The 19,638-nt window shown below is 54.0% G+C and carries 16 protein-coding genes; 11 read left to right on the forward strand and 5 right to left on the reverse strand.

Annotated elements, in window-relative coordinates:
- Window positions 1-68 precede the first annotated feature (68 nt).
- Window positions 69-764: an L-ribulose-5-phosphate 4-epimerase gene (gene araD, locus OLG56_RS18040; RefSeq protein WP_000888689.1), complete on the forward strand. Its 696-nt coding sequence runs from the start codon at window positions 69-71 to the stop codon at window positions 762-764.
- A 5-nt stretch (window positions 765-769) separates the two neighbouring features.
- On the opposite strand, the gene OLG56_RS18045 is transcribed toward araD, so the two are convergent.
- Window positions 770-1,189 (reverse strand): DUF4751 family protein, encoded by a 420-nt coding sequence (locus tag OLG56_RS18045; protein WP_058214643.1) that lies wholly within the window; start codon window positions 1,187-1,189, stop codon window positions 770-772.
- Between the two features lie 517 nt (window positions 1,190-1,706).
- On the opposite strand from OLG56_RS18045, the gene OLG56_RS18050 reads away from it, so the two are divergent.
- The 4 genes from OLG56_RS18050 (at window position 1,707) to rluA (ending at window position 8,473) form a co-directional block, all read left to right on the forward strand.
- Window positions 1,707-2,327 carry a YdcF family protein gene (locus tag OLG56_RS18050; RefSeq protein ID WP_023229211.1) on the forward strand — a complete coding sequence of 207 codons (621 nt, stop codon included), beginning with the start codon at window positions 1,707-1,709 and terminating at the stop codon, window positions 2,325-2,327.
- A gap of 43 nt (window positions 2,328-2,370) precedes the next feature.
- Entirely contained in the window at window positions 2,371-4,722 is a 2,352-nt protein-coding gene (gene polB, locus OLG56_RS18055; RefSeq protein ID WP_079900452.1) for a DNA polymerase II, read from the forward strand.
- A gap of 173 nt (window positions 4,723-4,895) precedes the next feature.
- Window positions 4,896-7,802 (forward strand): RNA polymerase-associated protein RapA, encoded by a 2,907-nt coding sequence (gene rapA / locus OLG56_RS18060; protein WP_001116966.1) that lies wholly within the window; start codon window positions 4,896-4,898, stop codon window positions 7,800-7,802.
- Window positions 7,803-7,813: 11 nt separating this feature from the next.
- Complete coding sequence (gene rluA / locus OLG56_RS18065; protein ID WP_000525196.1) at window positions 7,814-8,473, forward strand: bifunctional tRNA pseudouridine(32) synthase/23S rRNA pseudouridine(746) synthase RluA; 660 nt, start codon at window positions 7,814-7,816, stop codon at window positions 8,471-8,473.
- 94 nt (window positions 8,474-8,567) lie between these two features.
- Here the strand turns inward: rluA and djlA are convergent, their stop codons facing one another.
- The gene (gene djlA / locus OLG56_RS18070; RefSeq protein WP_001200595.1) at window positions 8,568-9,380 is read right to left on the reverse strand and encodes a co-chaperone DjlA; all 813 of its coding nucleotides are present in this window, start codon (window positions 9,378-9,380) and stop codon (window positions 8,568-8,570) included.
- Window positions 9,381-9,633: 253 nt separating this feature from the next.
- On the opposite strand from djlA, the gene lptD reads away from it, so the two are divergent.
- The 6 genes from lptD to apaH are packed head-to-tail and all read left to right on the forward strand — an operon-like array spanning window position 9,634 to window position 16,380.
- The gene (lptD, locus tag OLG56_RS18075; protein ID WP_000746119.1) at window positions 9,634-11,994 is read left to right on the forward strand and encodes an LPS assembly protein LptD; all 2,361 of its coding nucleotides are present in this window, start codon (window positions 9,634-9,636) and stop codon (window positions 11,992-11,994) included.
- Window positions 11,995-12,047: 53 nt separating this feature from the next.
- Complete coding sequence (gene surA, locus OLG56_RS18080) at window positions 12,048-13,334, forward strand: peptidylprolyl isomerase SurA (RefSeq protein ID WP_000800482.1); 1,287 nt, start codon at window positions 12,048-12,050, stop codon at window positions 13,332-13,334.
- Window positions 13,334-14,323 (forward strand): 4-hydroxythreonine-4-phosphate dehydrogenase PdxA, encoded by a 990-nt coding sequence (pdxA, locus tag OLG56_RS18085; RefSeq protein WP_000093012.1) that lies wholly within the window; start codon window positions 13,334-13,336, stop codon window positions 14,321-14,323. The genes surA and pdxA overlap by 1 nt, the downstream gene beginning before the upstream one ends.
- Window positions 14,320-15,141 (forward strand): 16S rRNA (adenine(1518)-N(6)/adenine(1519)-N(6))-dimethyltransferase RsmA, encoded by an 822-nt coding sequence (rsmA, locus tag OLG56_RS18090; RefSeq protein WP_001065397.1) that lies wholly within the window; start codon window positions 14,320-14,322, stop codon window positions 15,139-15,141. Before pdxA ends, rsmA begins: the two co-directional genes overlap by 4 nt.
- 2 nt (window positions 15,142-15,143) lie before the next feature.
- On the forward strand, window positions 15,144-15,521 hold the full coding sequence (gene apaG / locus OLG56_RS18095) for a Co2+/Mg2+ efflux facilitator ApaG/CorD (protein WP_000610894.1): 378 nt from the start codon (window positions 15,144-15,146) through the stop codon (window positions 15,519-15,521).
- A gap of 10 nt (window positions 15,522-15,531) precedes the next feature.
- Entirely contained in the window at window positions 15,532-16,380 is an 849-nt protein-coding gene (apaH, locus tag OLG56_RS18100) for a bis(5'-nucleosyl)-tetraphosphatase (symmetrical) ApaH (RefSeq protein ID WP_000257211.1), read from the forward strand.
- Window positions 16,381-16,538: 158 nt separating this feature from the next.
- Here apaH and folA read toward each other — a convergent pair whose 3' ends face one another.
- The 3 genes from folA to kefF form a co-directional block, all read right to left on the reverse strand.
- Window positions 16,539-17,018 (reverse strand): type 3 dihydrofolate reductase, encoded by a 480-nt coding sequence (gene folA, locus OLG56_RS18105; protein ID WP_000624379.1) that lies wholly within the window; start codon window positions 17,016-17,018, stop codon window positions 16,539-16,541.
- A 198-nt stretch (window positions 17,019-17,216) separates the two neighbouring features.
- Window positions 17,217-19,079 (reverse strand): glutathione-regulated potassium-efflux system protein KefC, encoded by a 1,863-nt coding sequence (kefC, locus tag OLG56_RS18110; protein ID WP_061377110.1) that lies wholly within the window; start codon window positions 19,077-19,079, stop codon window positions 17,217-17,219.
- Entirely contained in the window at window positions 19,072-19,602 is a 531-nt protein-coding gene (kefF, locus tag OLG56_RS18115; protein ID WP_000600710.1) for a glutathione-regulated potassium-efflux system oxidoreductase KefF, read from the reverse strand. The genes kefC and kefF overlap by 8 nt, the downstream gene beginning before the upstream one ends.
- Window positions 19,603-19,638: the final 36 nt, after the last annotated feature.

Below are 19,638 nucleotides of genomic sequence, written 5' to 3' on the forward strand. Positions count from 1 at the left end.
TGTCGCCATCCGGCACACCGTCGCTCGTAGGCCGGATAAGCGAAGCGCCATCCGGCAGGGAGAAAACAATGTTAGAAGATCTCAAACGCCAGGTACTGGAAGCCAATCTGGCGCTGCCAAAACACAACCTGGTCACCCTCACCTGGGGTAACGTTAGCGCCGTCGATCGCGAACGCGGCGTACTGGTGATTAAGCCGTCCGGCGTCGATTATAGCGTCATGACCGCTGAGGATATGGTGGTGGTCAGTCTGGAGAGCGGTGAAGTCGTTGAAGGTCATAAGAAACCGTCGTCCGATACGCCAACCCACCGTTTGTTATATCAGGCATTTCCGACTATCGGCGGCATCGTACACACCCATTCGCGCCACGCGACTATCTGGGCGCAGGCGGGTCAGCCGATTCCGGCGACGGGAACCACCCATGCCGACTATTTCTACGGTACGATTCCCTGCACTCGCAAAATGACCGAGGCGGAAATTAATGGCGAGTATGAATGGGAAACGGGCAATGTCATTGTTGAAGCCTTTGAAAAACAAGGTATTGACGCCGCTCAAATGCCCGGCGTGCTTGTCCATTCGCACGGCCCGTTTGCCTGGGGTAAAAATGCCGAGGATGCAGTGCATAACGCCATCGTGCTGGAAGAAGTGGCCTATATGGGGATCTTCTGCCGCCAGCTTGCGCCGCAGTTGCCCGATATGCAGCAATCCCTTCTGGATAAACACTATCTACGCAAACACGGCGCAAAAGCCTATTACGGGCAGTAATGCCTCTAAAAACGCGTCCCATTGGGGGCGCGTTGATGAATCTGGTCGGTGATATATTCAGCAAATGCGCTTTGATAGACGTAATTATCAGAACTCACATATTCAATAATATTATCATAATGTCCCTGCAACACTTTTCCTTCCAGCGCATGGAAGAAAATATAATCTTCGATTGTTGACTGCCAGCGTTGCCCATTTAACAGATAGTTAATAATGGTATCCCGATGTCCGTTTTTTCTGTCGTGTCCTTGCCAGTGAAAAAAAGCATTGCCGTTTTCAATAATTTCGGTACGCCAAATCTGATCTGTCCATGTTTTATACTCAAAAAATCGACTCACGGTTTTTATGGAAGGGTTAGCGCGTTGAGTATTGACGAAAAGATAATGGTCGTTCCCTACCGGACACGCCTGCATATTCACATTCATAAAAGATAATTCCCGAATACCACACATTTTGATAAAAACACCCGCACCTGAAAGTCAAAATAAAATTATATTCTAAAATAAAAATTAAATTATGCAGAGAGTTCCCGACGAATTCGCACTGTAATCCATTTTTATTTAACCATAGCGGCCAATTGAAATATTATATTTCTACCTGACGGTGCGGATGTTTCAAATGAAATTCTTACACTTTTCATTAATTAAAACAAACAAAAAATATCGCTTTTTTGTTAATCCGAGAAATAAGTAACAGATTCAAGCAAGCACTATTCTGAAAAATACTGAATGTATGGAAACAGACTTGACACAAAACAGCCAACCTATGGATAAAAATTGTAAATAAACATGATTCAAAATTAGCAGTTATAGGATAATTATATCAGCTGTCTACACCGACATCATTATATTGATAAATACACGTCAGCAAAAATATCTGACGCTAAAAGTTCTTTTATCGTTAAAATATTCATTACACCCGTCACGGGGCACGAACTCATTCATGAAATATCGCTACATCACCAGAATCGCGGCAGGCATAATTCTCATTATGGCCACGGTGTTTATCAATAACGCTATCGCTATTTATCAGTTCAGTCAGCAAGACCAGACGCGCGTAGCTGACTGCGCGATTGTCGCAGGAGCAGGCGTTAGCGGAAAAACGCCTTCTCCCGTTTTTCAGGCCAGACTGGATCATGCCATCTGGCTTTACCAACAACACATTGTCCGCGCGTTGGTATTAACCGGCGGCTACGGCGCTGGCGCAACGGTTTCCGACGCGGCGATAGCCCGTCAATACGTTCTGGAAAAAGGCATTCCGGCTAAGGCGATTTTTATTGAAGAGCGCTCTACCGTGACGCGCGAAAATATTCGTTACGCAAAACAGATACAGCGGCAACAACAATGGCGCACAGCGTTACTGGTCAGCGATCCGCTGCATATGCTGCGTCTGAAAACTATCGCTCAGGATAATGGTATCGATAGCCGCTCATCACCCACTCGCTCCACCCGCTATAAATCCTGGTGGGCGCAAACCCGCTTCTTACTGCGAGAAACTTTTTATTACAGCGGATATCGGCTTTTACGTTATATGCCTGTACAAAATAACAGTATCACCCCCTAAAACAGGTTATAATTAGCGTGAATTTTTTAGACAGGTAATCATCGTGGCGCAGGCAGGTTTCATTTTAACCCGGCACTGGCGGGATACGCCGCAAGGAACGGAGGTCTCTTTCTGGCTGGCGACAGACAACGGCCCTGTGCAGGCGACGCTGGCGCCGCAGGAGTCCGTGGCGTTTATTCCGACCAGCCAGACCTCCCGCGCCGCCTCGCTGCTACAGGCGGAAAAAGACTATCGCCTGACGCCGCTCCAGCTGCGAGACTTTCATCGTCAGCCGGTCTCCGGTCTGTATTGCCGCACTCACCGCCAGCTTATGCGGATGGAGAAACTGCTGCGCGAAAACGGCGTCACCGTTTATGAAGCGGATGTACGCCCGCCGGAACGTTACCTGATGGAACGTTTTATTACGTCGCCCGTTTGGGTAGACGGCGAGATGCGCAACGGCGTTATCCGCAATGCGCGTCTTAAACCCCACCCCGACTATCGACCGCCGCTAAAATGGGTCTCGCTGGATATCGAAACCACGCGACACGGCGAACTGTATTGCATTGGTCTGGAAGGCTGCGGCCAGCGTACCGTTTATATGCTGGGCCCGGCGAATGGCGATGACCGCCAACTGGACTTCGAGCTTGTGTATGTCGCCAGCCGCCCGCAGCTGCTGGAAAAACTCAACGCCTGGTTTGCCGAACATGATCCCGACGTCATCATCGGCTGGAACGTGGTGCAGTTCGACCTGCGTATGCTGCAAAAACATGCCGAACGCTACCGTATCCCTTTACGGCTGGGGCGAGACAATAGCGAACTGGAGTGGCGCGAACATGGCTTCAAAAACGGCGTTTTTTTCGCCCAGGCCAGAGGGCGAGTCATTATCGATGGTATCGACGCGCTTAAATCCGCGTTCTGGAATTTTTCGTCTTTTTCGCTGGAAGCCGTCTCGCAGGAACTGCTCGGCGAAGGAAAATCCATTGATAATCCCTGGGATCGTATGGATGAGATCGATCGCCGCTTTGCCCAGGATAAACCCGCCCTCGCCACCTACAACCTGAAAGACTGCGAGCTGGTCACGCGCATTTTCCATAAAACCGAGATCATGCCGTTTTTGCTGGAACGCGCGACGATCAACGGCCTGCCGGTCGATCGCCACGGCGGTTCGGTCGCCGCATTCGGGCATCTTTACTTTCCGCGAATGCACCGCGCTGGCTATGTCGCGCCCAATCTCGGCGAAGTGCCGCCGCTGGCAAGTCCCGGCGGCTACGTAATGGATTCACAACCCGGATTATACGATTCAGTACTGGTGCTGGATTATAAAAGCCTGTACCCGTCGATTATCCGCACGTTTTTGATTGATCCCGTCGGGCTGGTCGAAGGCATGGCGCAGCCGGATCCGGAACACAGTACCGAAGGTTTCCTTGACGCCTGGTTTTCACGAGAAAAGCACTGCCTGCCGGAAATTGTTAGCCAAATCTGGCACGGGCGCGATGAAGCCAAACGTCAGGGCAATAAACCGCTCTCGCAGGCGCTTAAAATCATTATGAACGCCTTTTATGGCGTACTCGGCACCACGGCCTGTCGCTTTTTCGATCCCCGTCTGGCGTCGTCAATCACCATGCGCGGCCATGCGATTATGCGCCAGACCAAAGCGCTGATTGAGGCGCAGGGTTATAACGTAATTTATGGCGATACCGATTCCACTTTCGTCTGGCTCCGGCGCGCGCATTCAGAAGCCGACGCGGCGGAAATCGGGCAGAGGCTGGTGCGTCACGTGAACGAATGGTGGGCGCAGACGTTACAACAGCAAAATTTGACCAGCGCGCTGGAGCTGGAGTTTGAAACCCACTTTTGCCGTTTTCTGATGCCGACCATCCGCGGCGCGGATACTGGCAGTAAAAAACGCTACGCGGGCCTGATTCAGGAAGGCGACAGCCAGCGCATGGTATTTAAAGGCCTGGAAACGGTGCGGACCGACTGGACGCCGCTGGCGCAGCGCTTTCAACAGGAGCTGTATCTGCGCGTTTTTCGCAATGAACCTTATCAAGACTATGTGCGCGAGACTATTGATAAACTGATGGCGGGCGAACTGGACGCGCAGCTGGTTTATCGCAAGCGTCTGCGTCGCCCTTTACATGAGTACCAACGTAACATCCCGCCGCACGTTCGCGCCGCCCGGTTGGCGGATGAACAAAACCTGAAGCGGGGTCGTCCGGCGCAGTATCAGAATCGCGGCGCCATAAAATATGTCTGGACTGTTAACGGCCCCGAGCCCGTGGATTACCAGCAGTCGCCGCTGGATTACGAACACTATCTTACCCGCCAGCTACAACCCGTGGCGGAAGGAATTCTTCCCTTCGTTGAAGATAATTTTGCTACACTACTGACCGGGCAACTGGGGCTATTTTGACGCGTGACGAAAGCGCCGCCTTCCAGTACCATAGCGCCCTTTCCATTCCTGGACCTAATTAACGCCACTACCACATTAGCCTGGTAGCGGGGTCGTATACTCGCAATTATCCAGTGCTGTCGCCTGGGAATGGCGAGTAATGCCTGCAATTAAAGATATAGAGCCGAACACATATGCCTTTTACACTTGGTCAACGCTGGATCAGCGATACAGAAAGCGAGCTGGGACTTGGAACCGTTGTTGCGATGGATGCGCGAACCGTCACCTTACTTTTCCCGTCCACGGGGGAAAACCGCCTGTATGCGCGTAGTGATTCTCCCGTGACCCGCGTCATGTTCAACCCTGGCGATACGATTACAAGCCATGAAGGCTGGCAGCTACATATCGATGAAGTAAAAGAAGAAAATGGCCTGCTTGTTTATGTCGGCACCCGCCTGGATACCGAAGAGACCAATGTGACGCTGCGCGAAGTTCTGCTCGACAGCAAGTTGGTTTTCAGTAAGCCCCAGGATCGTCTGTTCGCCGGTCAAATCGATCGAATGGATCGGTTCGCGCTGCGCTATCGCGCCCGTAAATTTCAGAGCGAGCAGTACCGGATGCCATACAGCGGCCTGCGCGGTCAGCGGACCAACCTGATCCCGCATCAGCTTAATATCGCTCATGATGTGGGTCGTCGCCATGCGCCGCGCGTACTGCTGGCGGATGAAGTGGGCTTAGGTAAAACCATTGAAGCCGGGATGATTCTGCATCAACAGTTATTATCCGGCGCGGCGGAACGCGTATTGATCATCGTTCCGGAAACCCTGCAACACCAGTGGCTGGTAGAAATGCTGCGCCGTTTCAACCTGCGCTTCGCGCTGTTCGATGACGAACGCTATACCGAAGCGCAGCACGACGCGTATAACCCGTTTGAAACCGAACAACTGGTGATCTGCTCGCTGGATTTCGCCCGCCGTAATAAGCAGCGTCTGGAACATTTGTGCGACGCCGAGTGGGATTTGCTGGTGGTCGACGAAGCGCATCATCTGGTGTGGAGCACCGATGCGCCGAGCCGTGAATATATGGCCATCGAACAATTAGCTGAACGTGTACCGGGCGTGCTGCTGCTGACCGCCACGCCAGAACAGCTGGGGATGGAAAGCCATTTCGCCCGTCTGCGCCTGCTCGATCCGAACCGTTTCCACGATTTCGAACAGTTTGTCGAAGAACAGAAAAACTACCGCCCTGTCGCCGATGCGGTGGCCATGCTGCTGGCGGGCAATAAACTCAGCAACGACGAACTGAACAGGCTGGGCGATCTGATCGGCGAACAGGATATTGAACCGCTATTGCAGGCCGCTAATAGCGATCGCGACGACGCGCAGGCCGCCCGTGATGAGCTGGTGTCGATGCTGATGGATCGCCACGGCACCAGCCGCGTTCTGTTCCGCAACACCCGTAACGGCGTCAAGGGGTTCCCGAAACGTGAACTGCATACGGTAAAACTACCGCTGCCGACCCAGTATCAGACCGCCATTAAGGTCTCCGGCATTATGGGCGCGCGTAAGAGCGCGGAAGATCGCGCCCGCGATATGCTCTATCCGGAACAAATTTATCAGGAGTTCGAAGGCGATACCGGCACCTGGTGGAACTTCGACCCACGCGTTGAGTGGCTAATGGGCTATCTGACCAGCCATCGTTCGCAAAAAGTGCTGGTGATCTGCGCTAAGGCGACCACCGCGTTACAGCTGGAGCAGGTGCTGCGCGAACGCGAAGGCATCCGCGCCGCCGTGTTCCATGAGGGCATGTCGATTATCGAACGCGACCGCGCCGCCGCCTGGTTCGCCGAAGAAGATACCGGCGCGCAGGTGCTGTTATGTTCTGAAATCGGCTCCGAAGGACGTAACTTCCAGTTTGCCAGCAATCTGGTGATGTTCGACTTGCCGTTTAACCCGGATCTGCTGGAACAGCGTATTGGTCGTCTGGATCGTATCGGCCAGGCGCATGATATCCAGATCCACGTCCCGTACCTGGAAAAAACCGCCCAGTCGGTGCTGGTTCGCTGGTATCACGAAGGGCTGGACGCCTTTGAGCACACCTGCCCGACCGGTCGCGCGATTTATGATTCAGCCTACGCCAGTCTGATTAACTATCTGGCCGCGCCTGAAGAAACCGACGGGTTTGACGATCTGATCAAATCCTGCCGCGAACAGCATGAAGCGCTAAAAGCCCAGTTAGAACAGGGCCGCGACCGCCTGCTGGAGATCCACTCCAACGGCGGAGAAAAAGCCCAACAGCTCGCACAAAGCATTGAAGAACAGGACGACGACACCAACCTGATCGCGTTCGCCATGAACCTGTTCGATATCGTCGGCATTAACCAGGACGATCGCGGCGACAATCTGATCGTGCTGACGCCGTCTGACCACATGTTGGTGCCGGATTTCCCCGGCCTGCCGGAAGACGGCTGTACTATCACGTTTGAACGTGACGTAGCCCTGTCTCGCGAAGATGCGCAGTTTATTACCTGGGAACATCCGCTCATCCGTAACGGACTGGATCTGATCCTCTCCGGCGATACCGGCAGCAGCACCATTTCGCTGTTGAAAAATAAAGCGCTGCCCGTCGGCACGCTGCTGGTCGAACTGGTTTACGTCGTGGAAGCGCAGGCGCCGAAACAGCTACAACTGAACCGCTTCCTGCCGCCGACGCCGGTACGTATGCTGTTAGATAAAAACGGCAACAATCTGGCCGCCCAGGTCGAGTTTGAAACCTTCAACCGCCAGCTCAGCGCCGTGAATCGCCACACCGGCAGCAAACTGGTGAACGCCGTGCAACAGGACGTCCACGCCATTTTGCAACTGGGTGAGACGCAGATTGAAAAGTCCGCCAGAGCGCTGATTGATAACGCGCGTCGCGAGGCGGATGAAAAACTGTCCGGGGAACTGTCGCGTCTGGAAGCGCTGCGCGCCGTCAACCCGAACATTCGCGACGACGAACTTGCCGCTATCGACAGTAACCGTCAGCAGGTACTGGAAAGCCTGAATCAGGCAGGCTGGCGTCTGGACGCGCTGCGTCTTATCGTCGTCACGCACCAATAACGGAGCCGTACATGGGGATGGAAAACTACAATCCGCCGCAGGAACCCTGGCTGGTTATCCTGTATCAGGATGAGCACATTATGGTGGTCAATAAGCCCAGCGGCCTGTTGTCCGTGCCGGGGCGTCTGGAAGCGCACAAAGACAGCATTATGACGCGTATCCAGCGCGACTACCCGCAGGCAGAATCGGTGCATCGTCTGGATATGGCCACCAGCGGCGTGATTGTAGTGGCGCTGACCAAAGCCGCGGAGCGGGAGCTAAAACGCCAGTTCCGCGAACGTGAGCCGAAAAAGCAGTATGTGGCGCGCGTATGGGGGCATCCCTCCCCGGCGGAAGGACTGGTCGACTTACCGCTCATCTGCGACTGGCCGAACCGGCCAAAGCAGAAAGTATGTTATGAAACCGGCAAACCGGCGCAAACGGAATATAACGTGGTGGAGTTTGCGGCGGATAATACCGCCCGCGTGGTGCTCAAACCGATCACCGGGCGTTCACATCAGCTTCGTGTGCATATGCTGGCGTTAGGCCACCCGATTTTAGGCGATCGGTTTTACGCCTCGCCGGAAGCGTTGTCGCTGGCGCCGCGTTTGCAGTTACACGCCGAAATGCTGACCATTACCCATCCCGCTTACGGTAACAGCATGACGTTTAAAGTCCCGGCAGATTTTTAAATTCTGAGCCAATTTATGCCGGGGCGCTTCGCTTGCCCGGCCTACATTCATTAACGTAGGCTGGATAAGGCGCTAGTCGCATCCGGCAATTCAATCACTTGAAGCCTTTCTGTTCTTTGATTAGCTCATACGCTTTCTGAATTTCCTGCGCTTTTTGCTTCGCCATTTCCATCATTTCCGGCGGCAAACCTTTCGCGACCAGTTTGTCCGGATGATGCTCGCTCATCAGTTTGCGATAAGCGCGTTTAATGGTGGTTGCATCGTCGGTGGTTTTAACCCCCAGCACATTACAGGCATCTTCCAGCGTCGGGCCGCGCTGCGCCTGCTGCCAGCCGCCGCCGGACTGTTGATGATAACCACCGCCAAACTGCGCGCCGCCCTGCATCATGCGCAGAAACTGATCGAACTGTACGCGGGAAATACCTAGCTCTTCCGCAATCACATACAGCACTTCCCGCTCATTAGGGTGCAGCGAGCCATCGGCAAACGCCGCCTGGATCTGAATTTCCAGAAACATCCGGATCAGATCAAAACGCCCGAAGCAGACGCTACGAAACTGCCGCATCTTTTCACGTAATGGGTAATTATCCGCTTTTCCGACCCGAAAGGCGTTCTGCGCGGCAGTACGTGAATCGCCGTGTAAATTCATGCGATCCATCAACTGACTGGCGATATGAATATCCGCTTCCGTCACCCGTCCTTTTGATTTGGTTAAGTGGCCCATCACCTCAAAGGTGGTGGCAAAAAACAGCGCCTGCCGTTCCCGCTGGTTGGCAAACCACGCCATTTTTCGGCTGCGGGCTTTGTCGAACATATGGCCCACCAGCAGACCCAGGACCACGCCCCAAAAGCCGCCGCCCATCATCAGGGCTACGGCGACGCCAATTATCTTTCCCCAGTACTGCATAGACTCCCCAAAACGTTACGCTATCGGTGAGGCTATCTCCCACAAAATAAGGTGCTTTTCTGCGAATGAAGGCTACGGTCAATTGTGGGACATCGCCTATAATTTGCATTATCATACCTGTCATTCAATGCCGTGCCTAACACCACAGACGCTAAACGGCAGGATTAACACTGGCGCAGCGAAGATGAGTAAGTTAGGCTGTGACCGTTTGTCACGCGCAACGCTACCGATGATGGAACAATAAATACAACGTATGAAAAAACGTATTCCCACTCTTCTGGCCACCATGATCGCCAGCGCCCTTTATAGTCATCAGGGGCTGGCAGCCGATCTCGCCTCACAGTGTATGTTGGGCGTGCCGAGCTACGATCGTCCTCTGGTAAAAGGCGATACCAACGATCTGCCGGTTACTATCAATGCCGATAACGCTAAAGGTAACTACCCGGACGATGCCGTTTTTACCGGCAACGTGGACATTATGCAGGGGAATAGCCGCCTGCAAGCGGATGAAGTGCAGCTTCATCAGAAGCAGGCGGAAGGTCAGCCGGAACCTGTACGCACCGTCGATGCGCTGGGTAATGTGCATTATGATGATAATCAGGTCATCCTTAAAGGGCCGAAGGGCTGGGCGAACCTGAACACCAAAGACACGAACGTCTGGGAAGGCGATTACCAGATGGTGGGCCGTCAGGGGCGCGGTAAAGCCGATCTCATGAAGCAGCGCGGCGAAAACCGCTATACCATTCTGGAAAACGGCAGCTTTACCTCCTGTCTGCCTGGCTCCGATACCTGGAGCGTGGTGGGGAGTGAAGTCATCCATGACCGTGAAGAACAGGTTGCGGAGATCTGGAACGCCCGGTTTAAAGTAGGTCCGGTTCCGATCTTTTATAGCCCCTATTTACAGCTACCCGTCGGTGACAAACGTCGCTCAGGTTTCCTGATCCCGAACGCGAAATACACGACCAAGAACTATTTCGAGTTCTACTTACCGTATTACTGGAACATCGCGCCCAATATGGACGCCACCATCACCCCGCACTATATGCACCGCCGCGGCAATATTATGTGGGAGAACGAATTCCGTTATCTCACGCAGGCAGGCGCCGGGTTGATGGAATTAGATTATCTGCCTTCTGATAAAGTCTACGAGGACGAACATCCCAAAGAGGGCGATAAGCACCGCTGGTTATTCTACTGGCAGCACTCAGGCGTGATGGATCAGGTGTGGCGTTTTAACGTCGATTACACCAAAGTCAGCGACTCCAGCTATTTTAACGATTTCGACAGTAAGTACGGTTCCAGTACCGACGGCTACGCAACGCAGAAATTCAGCGTCGGCTACGCCGTACAAAACTTTGACGCTACGGTGTCGACCAAACAATTCCAGGTGTTTAACGATCAGAACACCAGCAGCTACTCTGCGGAGCCGCAGTTAGACGTTAACTACTACCATAACGATCTCGGGCCGTTTGATACCCGGATTTACGGCCAGGCGGTACATTTCGTCAACACCAAAGACAATATGCCGGAAGCGACCCGCGTCCACCTGGAGCCAACCATTAATTTGCCGCTCTCCAACCGCTGGGGCAGCCTGAATACCGAAGCGAAGCTGATGGCGACGCACTATCAGCAAACGAATCTGGACAGCTATAACAGCGATCCAAACAACAAAAATAAGCTGGAAGATTCGGTTAACCGCGTCATGCCGCAGTTTAAAGTCGACGGTAAGCTCATCTTCGAACGCGATATGGCGATGCTGGCGCCGGGGTATACCCAGACGCTGGAACCACGCGTGCAGTACCTGTATGTGCCGTACCGCGACCAGAGCGGCATCTATAACTACGATTCTTCTTTGCTGCAATCCGACTATAACGGCCTGTTCCGCGACCGCACTTATGGCGGTCTCGACCGTATTGCTTCCGCCAACCAGGTCACGACCGGCGTCACAACACGCATTTATGATGATGCCGCCGTTGAACGTTTTAACGTTTCTGTTGGTCAAATCTACTATTTCACGGAGTCTCGCACCGGCGATGACAACATTAAATGGGAGAATGACGACAAAACCGGTTCGCTGGTTTGGGCAGGCGACACTTACTGGCGTATTTCAGAACGCTGGGGGCTGCGTAGCGGAGTGCAGTACGATACCCGTCTGGATAGCGTCGCTACCAGCAGCAGCAGCCTCGAATACCGTCGGGATCAGGATCGTCTGGTACAGTTGAACTACCGCTATGCCAGCCCGGAATATATTCAGGCTACGTTGCCTTCGTATTATTCCACGGCAGAGCAGTATAAAAACGGCATCAACCAGGTGGGCGCGGTGGCAAGTTGGCCGATTGCCGATCGCTGGTCGATTGTCGGCGCGTACTACTTCGATACCAATTCGAGCAAACCTGCAGACCAGATGCTCGGCTTGCAGTACAACTCTTGCTGCTATGCGATCCGCGTCGGATACGAACGTAAGCTGAACGGTTGGGATAACGATAAACAACACGCGATTTATGATAACGCGATTGGCTTCAACATTGAGCTGCGCGGTTTGAGCTCTAACTACGGCCTCGGCACGCAAGAAATGTTGCGTTCGAACATTCTGCCGTACCAAAGCTCTATGTAATCTGATTGATTTACAACGTAATCCGCATTGCGGTTAATTGAAATGGAAAAAGTATGAAGAACTGGAAAACGCTGCTTCTCGGTATCGCCATGATCGCGAATACCAGTTTCGCTGCCCCCCAGGTAGTCGATAAAGTCGCAGCCGTCGTCAATAATGGCGTCGTGCTGGAAAGCGACGTTGATGGCTTAATGCAATCAGTCAAACTCAACGCGGGTCAGGCAGGTCAGCAGCTTCCGGACGACGCCACGCTGCGTCACCAGATCCTGGAACGTTTGATTATGGATCAAATTATCCTGCAGATGGGTCAGAAGATGGGGGTGAAAATCACGGATGAGCAGTTGGATCAGGCCATCGCCAACATCGCCAAACAAAACAATATGACGATGGATCAGATGCGCAGCCGTCTGGCTTACGATGGGCTGAACTATTCAACCTACCGTAACCAGATTCGTAAAGAGATGATTATCTCTGAAGTGCGCAACAACGAGGTTCGTCGCCGTATCACCGTTTTGCCGCAAGAAGTTGACGCGCTGGCAAAACAGATTGGCACCCAAAACGACGCCAGCACCGAGCTGAACCTGAGCCATATCCTGATTGCTCTGCCGGAAAACCCAACCTCCGAGCAGGTTAACGACGCGCAGCGCCAGGCGGAAAGCATTGTTGAAGAAGCGCGTAACGGCGCAGATTTCGGCAAACTGGCGATTACCTACTCTGCCGACCAGCAGGCGCTAAAAGGCGGTCAGATGGGCTGGGGCCGTATCCAGGAGCTGCCGGGGATTTTCGCCCAGGCGCTGAGCACCGCGAAGAAAGGCGACATTGTCGGCCCGATTCGCTCCGGCGTCGGCTTCCACATTCTGAAAGTAAACGACCTGCGCGGTCAAAGCCAGAGTATCTCCGTGACCGAAGTTCACGCTCGTCACATTCTGCTTAAGCCGTCGCCGATCATGAACGATCAGCAGGCGCGCCTGAAGCTGGAAGAAATCGCGGCTGACATTAAGAGTGGTAAAACCACATTTGCCGCTGCGGCGAAAGAGTACTCTCAGGACCCGGGCTCCGCTAACCAGGGCGGTGATTTGGGTTGGGCTACGCCAGATATTTTCGATCCGGCGTTCCGCGACGCGCTGACGAAGCTGCATAAAGGCCAAATAAGCGCGCCGGTACACTCCTCTTTTGGCTGGCATCTGATCGAATTGCTGGATACGCGTAAGGTAGACAAAACCGATGCGGCGCAGAAAGATCGCGCTTATCGTATGCTGATGAACCGTAAATTCTCAGAAGAAGCGGCGACCTGGATGCAAGAACAGCGCGCCAGCGCTTACGTTAAGATTTTGAGTAACTAATGAGCAGTGCGCAACGCGTTGTTATCACTCCCGGCGAACCCGCCGGGATTGGCCCCGATCTTGTCGTCCAACTGGCGCAACGCGCGTGGCCGATTGAACTGGTCGTCTGTGCGGACGGCGCGCTCCTGACGGAGCGGGCCGCCATGCTCGGCCTGCCCCTCTCGCTTCTCCCTTACTCGCCTGATGTCCCCGCTGCGCCGCAGCCTGTGGGAACGCTGACCCTATTGCCGGTCTCGCTGCGCGCGCCTGCCATCCCCGGTCAGTTGACGGTAGAAAATGGCCCCTATGTGGTAGAGACGCTGGCGCGAGCGTGTGATGGCTGTCTGAACGGTGAATTTGCCGCGCTGATCACAGGCCCCGTGCACAAAGGCGTTATTAACGACGCAGGCATTCCGTTTACCGGTCATACCGAGTTTTTCGAAGAGCGTTCGCAGGCGAAAAAAGTCGTGATGATGCTGGCAACCGAAGAACTTCGCGTGGCGCTGGCGACCACGCATCTGCCGCTACGGGCGATTGCAGACGCCATCACCCCTGCGCTTTTGCACGAAGTGATTGCTATTTTGCATCACGATTTGCGGACCAAATTTGGTATTGCCGAACCGCGCATTCTTGTCTGTGGCCTGAATCCGCACGCGGGCGAAGGCGGTCATATGGGCACGGAAGAGATAGACACCATCATTCCGGTGCTCGACGAGCTGCGGGCGCAGGGGATGAAACTCAACGGGCCGCTACCTGCTGATACGCTGTTTCAGCCCAAATATCTCGATAATGCCGACGCGGTGCTGGCGATGTACCACGATCAGGGCCTGCCCGTGCTAAAATACCAGGGATTCGGTCGGGGAGTGAATATAACGCTCGGCCTACCTTTTATTCGAACCTCCGTTGACCACGGCACCGCGCTTGAACTGGCGGGCCGTGGAAAAGCGGATGTCGGCAGTTTTATTACGGCGCTTAATCTCGCCATCAAAATGATTGTTAATACCCAATGAATAATCGAGTCCATCAGGGCCATTTAGCCCGTAAACGCTTCGGGCAAAACTTTCTCAACGATCGGTTTGTGATCGACAGTATTGTTTCTGCTATTAATCCGCAAAAAGGCCAGGCGATGGTTGAAATCGGCCCCGGTCTGGCGGCGCTGACGGAGCCGGTCGGCGAACGACTGGATAAGCTCACGGTCATTGAACTTGACCGCGATCTGGCGGCGCGTTTGCAAACCCATCCGTTTTTAGGGCCGAAGCTGACTATTTATCAGCAGGACGCCATGACCATGAACTTTGGTGAACTGTCTGCGCAGTTGGGCCAACCGCTGCGTGTGTTCGGCAATCTGCCCTATAATATCTCCACCCCGCTGATGTTCCATCTCTTTAGCTATACTGATGCCATTGCCGACATGCACTTTATGTTGCAAAAAGAAGTGGTAAATCGTCTGGTTGCAGGACCGAACAGCAAAGCGTATGGTCGTTTAAGCGTGATGGCGCAATATTACTGTCAGGTGATCCCGGTGCTTGAAGTGCCGCCATCCGCCTTCACGCCGCCGCCCAAAGTGGACTCCGCCGTGGTGCGTCTGGTTCCACACGCAACAATGCCTTACCCGGTTAAAGATATTCGCGTGTTGAGCCGTATTACCACCGAGGCCTTTAACCAGCGCCGTAAAACGATCCGTAATAGTCTCGGCAATCTTTTTAGCGTTGAGACGTTGACGGAAATGGGTATTGACCCGGCAATGCGCGCGGAAAATATCTCTGTCGCGCAGTACTGCCAGATGGCCAATTATCTGTCGGAAAACGCGCCTTTGAAGGAGAGTTAAACATGATCAATTCGCCCAGAGTGTGTATTCAGGTGCAAAGCGTCTACATTGAGGCGCAATCCTCACCTGACGATGAACGTTACGTTTTTGCCTATACCGTAACCATCCGCAATCTGGGCCGGGCGCCAGTGCAGCTATTGGGCCGCTACTGGCTGATTACCAATGGTCATGGCCGTGAAACCGAAGTCCAGGGCGAAGGTGTGGTTGGCGTCCAGCCGCGCATTGCGCCTGGCGAAGAGTATCAGTACACCAGCGGCGCGGTAATTGAAACGCCGCTGGGCACCATGCAGGGTCATTACGAAATGATCGATGAAAATGGCGACGCCTTTACCATCGACATTCCCGTGTTTCGACTCGCCGTCCCTACACTCATTCACTAAAATTATAACAATGGCAACTTATCTCATCGGCGACGTTCACGGTTGCTACGACGAACTGATCGCCTTATTACAGCAAGTGGAATTTACGCCAGACACAGACACTCTGTGGCTGACTGGCGATTTGGTCGCCCGCGGTCCCGGTTCGCTGGACGTGTTACGCTACGTCAAATCACTTGGCAATAGCGTGCGTTTGGTGTTGGGGAATCACGATTTACACCTGTTGGCCGTATTCGCCGGGATTAGCCGCAACAAACCTAAAGACCGGCTGACCCCGCTTCTTGAAGCGCCGGACGCCGATGAGCTGTTGAATTGGTTACGCCGTCAGCCGCTGTTGCAGGTAGATGAAGAGAAAAAGCTGGTCATGGCGCATGCGGGTATTACCCCGCAGTGGGATTTGCAGACGGCAAAAGAGTGCGCCCGCGATGTTGAAGCGGTGCTGTCGAGCGACTCGTACCCCTTTTTCCTCGACGCGATGTATGGCGATATGCCGAATAACTGGTCGCCGGAGTTAAGCGGTCTGGCGCGGCTACGCTTTATTACTAATGCCTTTACCCGTATGCGTTACTGCTTTCCTAACGGTCAACTGGATATGTACAGTAAAGCGTCGCCGGAAAATGCCCCTGCGCCGCTGAAGCCGTGGTTCGCCATTCCGGGGCCGGTGAGCGAGGCTTACAGTATTGCGTTCGGGCACTGGGCGTCGCTGGAAGGGAAAGGGACGCCGGAAGGTATTTACGCGCTGGATACCGGCTGCTGCTGGGGCGGGGAGTTGACCTGTTTACGCTGGGAAGATAAACAGTATTTTGTGCAGCCGTCAAACCGCCAGATGGATATGGGCGAAGGCGAAGCGGTCAACGCCTGATAGGTTTATGCCTGATGGCGCTACGCTTTTCAGGCCTACATCTGGCTCAAGGATTGGTTTATGCCTGATGGCGCTACGCTTATCAGGCCTACATCTGGCTACATCTGGCTCAAGAGTAGGCCGGATAAGGCGTTTCGCCGCCATCCGGCACTACAGCGTTAACGACGTTCCAGAATCTCGAAACAATAGCTGTGAGAATTCTGCGCGTCGGCATCGTGAAACTCACTGAATACCGATTCCCAGTCATCCGGTTCATAATCCGGAAAATGGGTATCGCCTTCGACTTCCGCATCAATATGCGTCAGATAAAGCTTCTGCGCCTTTGGCAAGAACTGCTCGTACACGCGCCCGCCGCCAATGACCATAATTTCCGGCGCATCGCCGCAAGCGGCAATCGCCTCATCGACAGACTTCACCCACTGCACGCGATCGTCGGTGCCCGGCTGGCTGCTGATAACAATATTTTTACGTCCCGGTAAGGGGCGTCCGATGGATTCCCAGGTGTGACGTCCCATAACGACAGGTTTATTTAACGTGTTACGTTTAAACCAGGCGAGATCGGCAGGCAGGTTCCACGGCATGGCGTTTTCCATACCGATGACGCGATCCACCGCTAACGCCGCAATCAGACTGATCATTAATTATTTCCTGATACAAAAAAAATTGCCGCCACTATACGTAAAGCGCAATCTTTCGTCGACTGACGAAAAGAGGATGAGCACGAAAATTTTTCGTTCTGCTGGCGACGCCACTCATTTGATGTGGAGCGCCAGCATTACAGTAGTTCAAAAACAGCCAATTAGCAGTAAAGTTTGCAGAACATCACATTTTTTACTTTAGATTGACGGTTTGACCTCGGGTTCATCGGCGACCTCCCCGGAATGTTTGCCCTCAGCCGTTCCCTGCCAGCCGTGGCGCTGAATCAACGACAGATGCTCCCGGTCCTCGGTAATAATTTCGCTCAACATCGCGCTGGTACGTTTATAGGCGGCGGCACGAGATAACAGATCGTTTTCCCCTTTCGCCATATCTTCCACCATCCGGGTATTAAAATGGCGGAACAGATCCGCGCGCTCGCGAGCTTCATAACGCCCTAGCCCCAGCGCTTCCAGCGCCTGTCGTCCGCTTTTGAGCGCGCCTTCGAAGGTTTCACGTTCGGGCATCGCCACACCAGCCTGGCGCAGGCGAATGTAATGATCGACATCACGGGCGCGGGCGATAATCTGCAGATGCGGGAAATGCGACCTCACCAGTTCACTCAGTTGCAAATTGGTTTGCGGATCGTCAATGGCGTTAATCAATACCTCCGCCTTCGCCGCTCCGGCAGATTCCAGCAAATCCATACGCGTCGCGTCGCCATAAAAAACCTTCATGCCGAATTTACGCAGCGTTTCGATATGATCGGGGTCGTGATCGAGCACCACCATCTTCACCCCGCTCGACAGCAGCAAACGCCCGGCTATCTGCCCAAATCGTCCAAACCCGGCCACAATGACCCGCGGCTGCTCTTCGTCGATTTCATCCGCCTCACGCGCTTCCCCCGTCGCGGTCTTCTCCATGCGCGTCAGCAGCACCAAAAAAATCGGCGTTGCCGCCATCGACAGCGCGACCGCCAGCGTCAGCGCTTTTGCCCATTCCGGCTCAAGTACATCCGCCATTTGCGCCGCGCCAAAAACCACAAACGCAAACTCACTTCCCTGGCCTAATAAGACGGCAAACCAGCGACGCTGTTTTGCCGGTACGCCCAGGGGCCTCGCGACCAGCCACAGCATGACGATTTTGATTGCCAGAAAACCGGCCAGCAACAGCAGAATGCGCAGCGGATTCTTCACTAGCGTGCCGAAATCAATCGACATGCCGACGCCAATAAAGAACAGCCCCAGCAGCAACCCCTTAAAGGGTTCAATATCGCTTTCCAGCGCATGACGATATTCCGAACTCGCCAGCAGAACGCCCGCCAGGAACGCGCCCATCGCCATTGACAGCCCAACCTCTTCCAGCAACAGGCCGAAACCAAACACCAGAAATAGCGCCACGGCGCTGAACACTTCCCGCAAACCAGAACGCGCGACAAAGCGCAGCGCCGGGCGCGTGACGTAGCGTCCCAGCAGCACCACCAGCGCTAACGCGCCTGCGACTTTCAACGCCGACAGCGCAAACGCGCCAAGCGTGGTGGATGCGCCGCTGGCGGCCAGCAGCGGAATCATCGCCACCAGCGGGATCGCCGCGATATCCTGGAACAAGAGCACTGCAAATGCGCTACGCCCTACTTGTGAAACGGTCAGGTTACGCTCATTCATTGCCTGCATGGCGATAGCCGTGGACGAAAGCGCCAGCGTCATGCCAATCAGTTCCGCCACCTGCCAACGCAGGCCAAGAAACATGCAGAACAGACCAATCAGTCCGCCGCAGACCACCATTTGTAACGCGCCGCCGCCAAATACCGAGGCGCGCAGCTTCCATAACCGTTGTGGGTCCAGCTCAAGCCCAATAACAAACAACATCAGCACAACGCCGATTTCCGCAAAATGCAGAATAGATTCGGCGTCCGTTACCAGCCGTAGCCCCCAGGGGCCGATAATGCAACCCGCAATCAGATACCCCAGCACCGATCCTAAGCCCAAACGTACCGCAATCGGCACAATCAACGCCGCCGAACCAAGATAGATCAGCGCCTGCAGAAGAGTATGGCTATCCATGATTCACCTCCTGCCATGCCAGTAAACGCTGTTTATACTGACGCGCCTGCGCCTGTAAGGTGTCGTCATCGCAAATGAACGTGCAGTGCATGGCAAACGGCGGCAGCCATTTGAGGCCGCAATAGAGCGCCGTCGCCTGTAGCGGCTGAGAAAGGACGTCAAATCCCGGATGTGAACCGATAGTAAAATGGTTTTCACCGCCGCCGGTCGTTACCGCCCACAGCAGATGTTTACCGTGCAATGCCGTACCGCCATGACCGTAAGCCCAGCCGTGGGTGAGGACTTTATCCATCCATAATTTGAGTAAAGGAGGGACGCTGTACCACTGCATCGGATGCTGCCAGACGATAAGACTCGCGCGCGACAGCGCCTCCTGCTCGGCGGCAACGTCAATATTGAAATCGGGATAGAGGTGATAAAGCGAACGTATTTCGACGTTTTCCAGCGTCCCTGCCTGTTCAAGCATCCGTTTATTCGCATGAGAATGATGCGGATACGGATGCGCATAAATAATGAGGATCATGATTAGCCTGTGATGATCTGTTTTTTATCACAAAGT

The sequence above is a fragment of the Salmonella sp. 2018103 genome (assembly GCF_026247685.1).
GTDB lineage: Bacteria > Pseudomonadota > Gammaproteobacteria > Enterobacterales > Enterobacteriaceae > Salmonella > Salmonella enterica.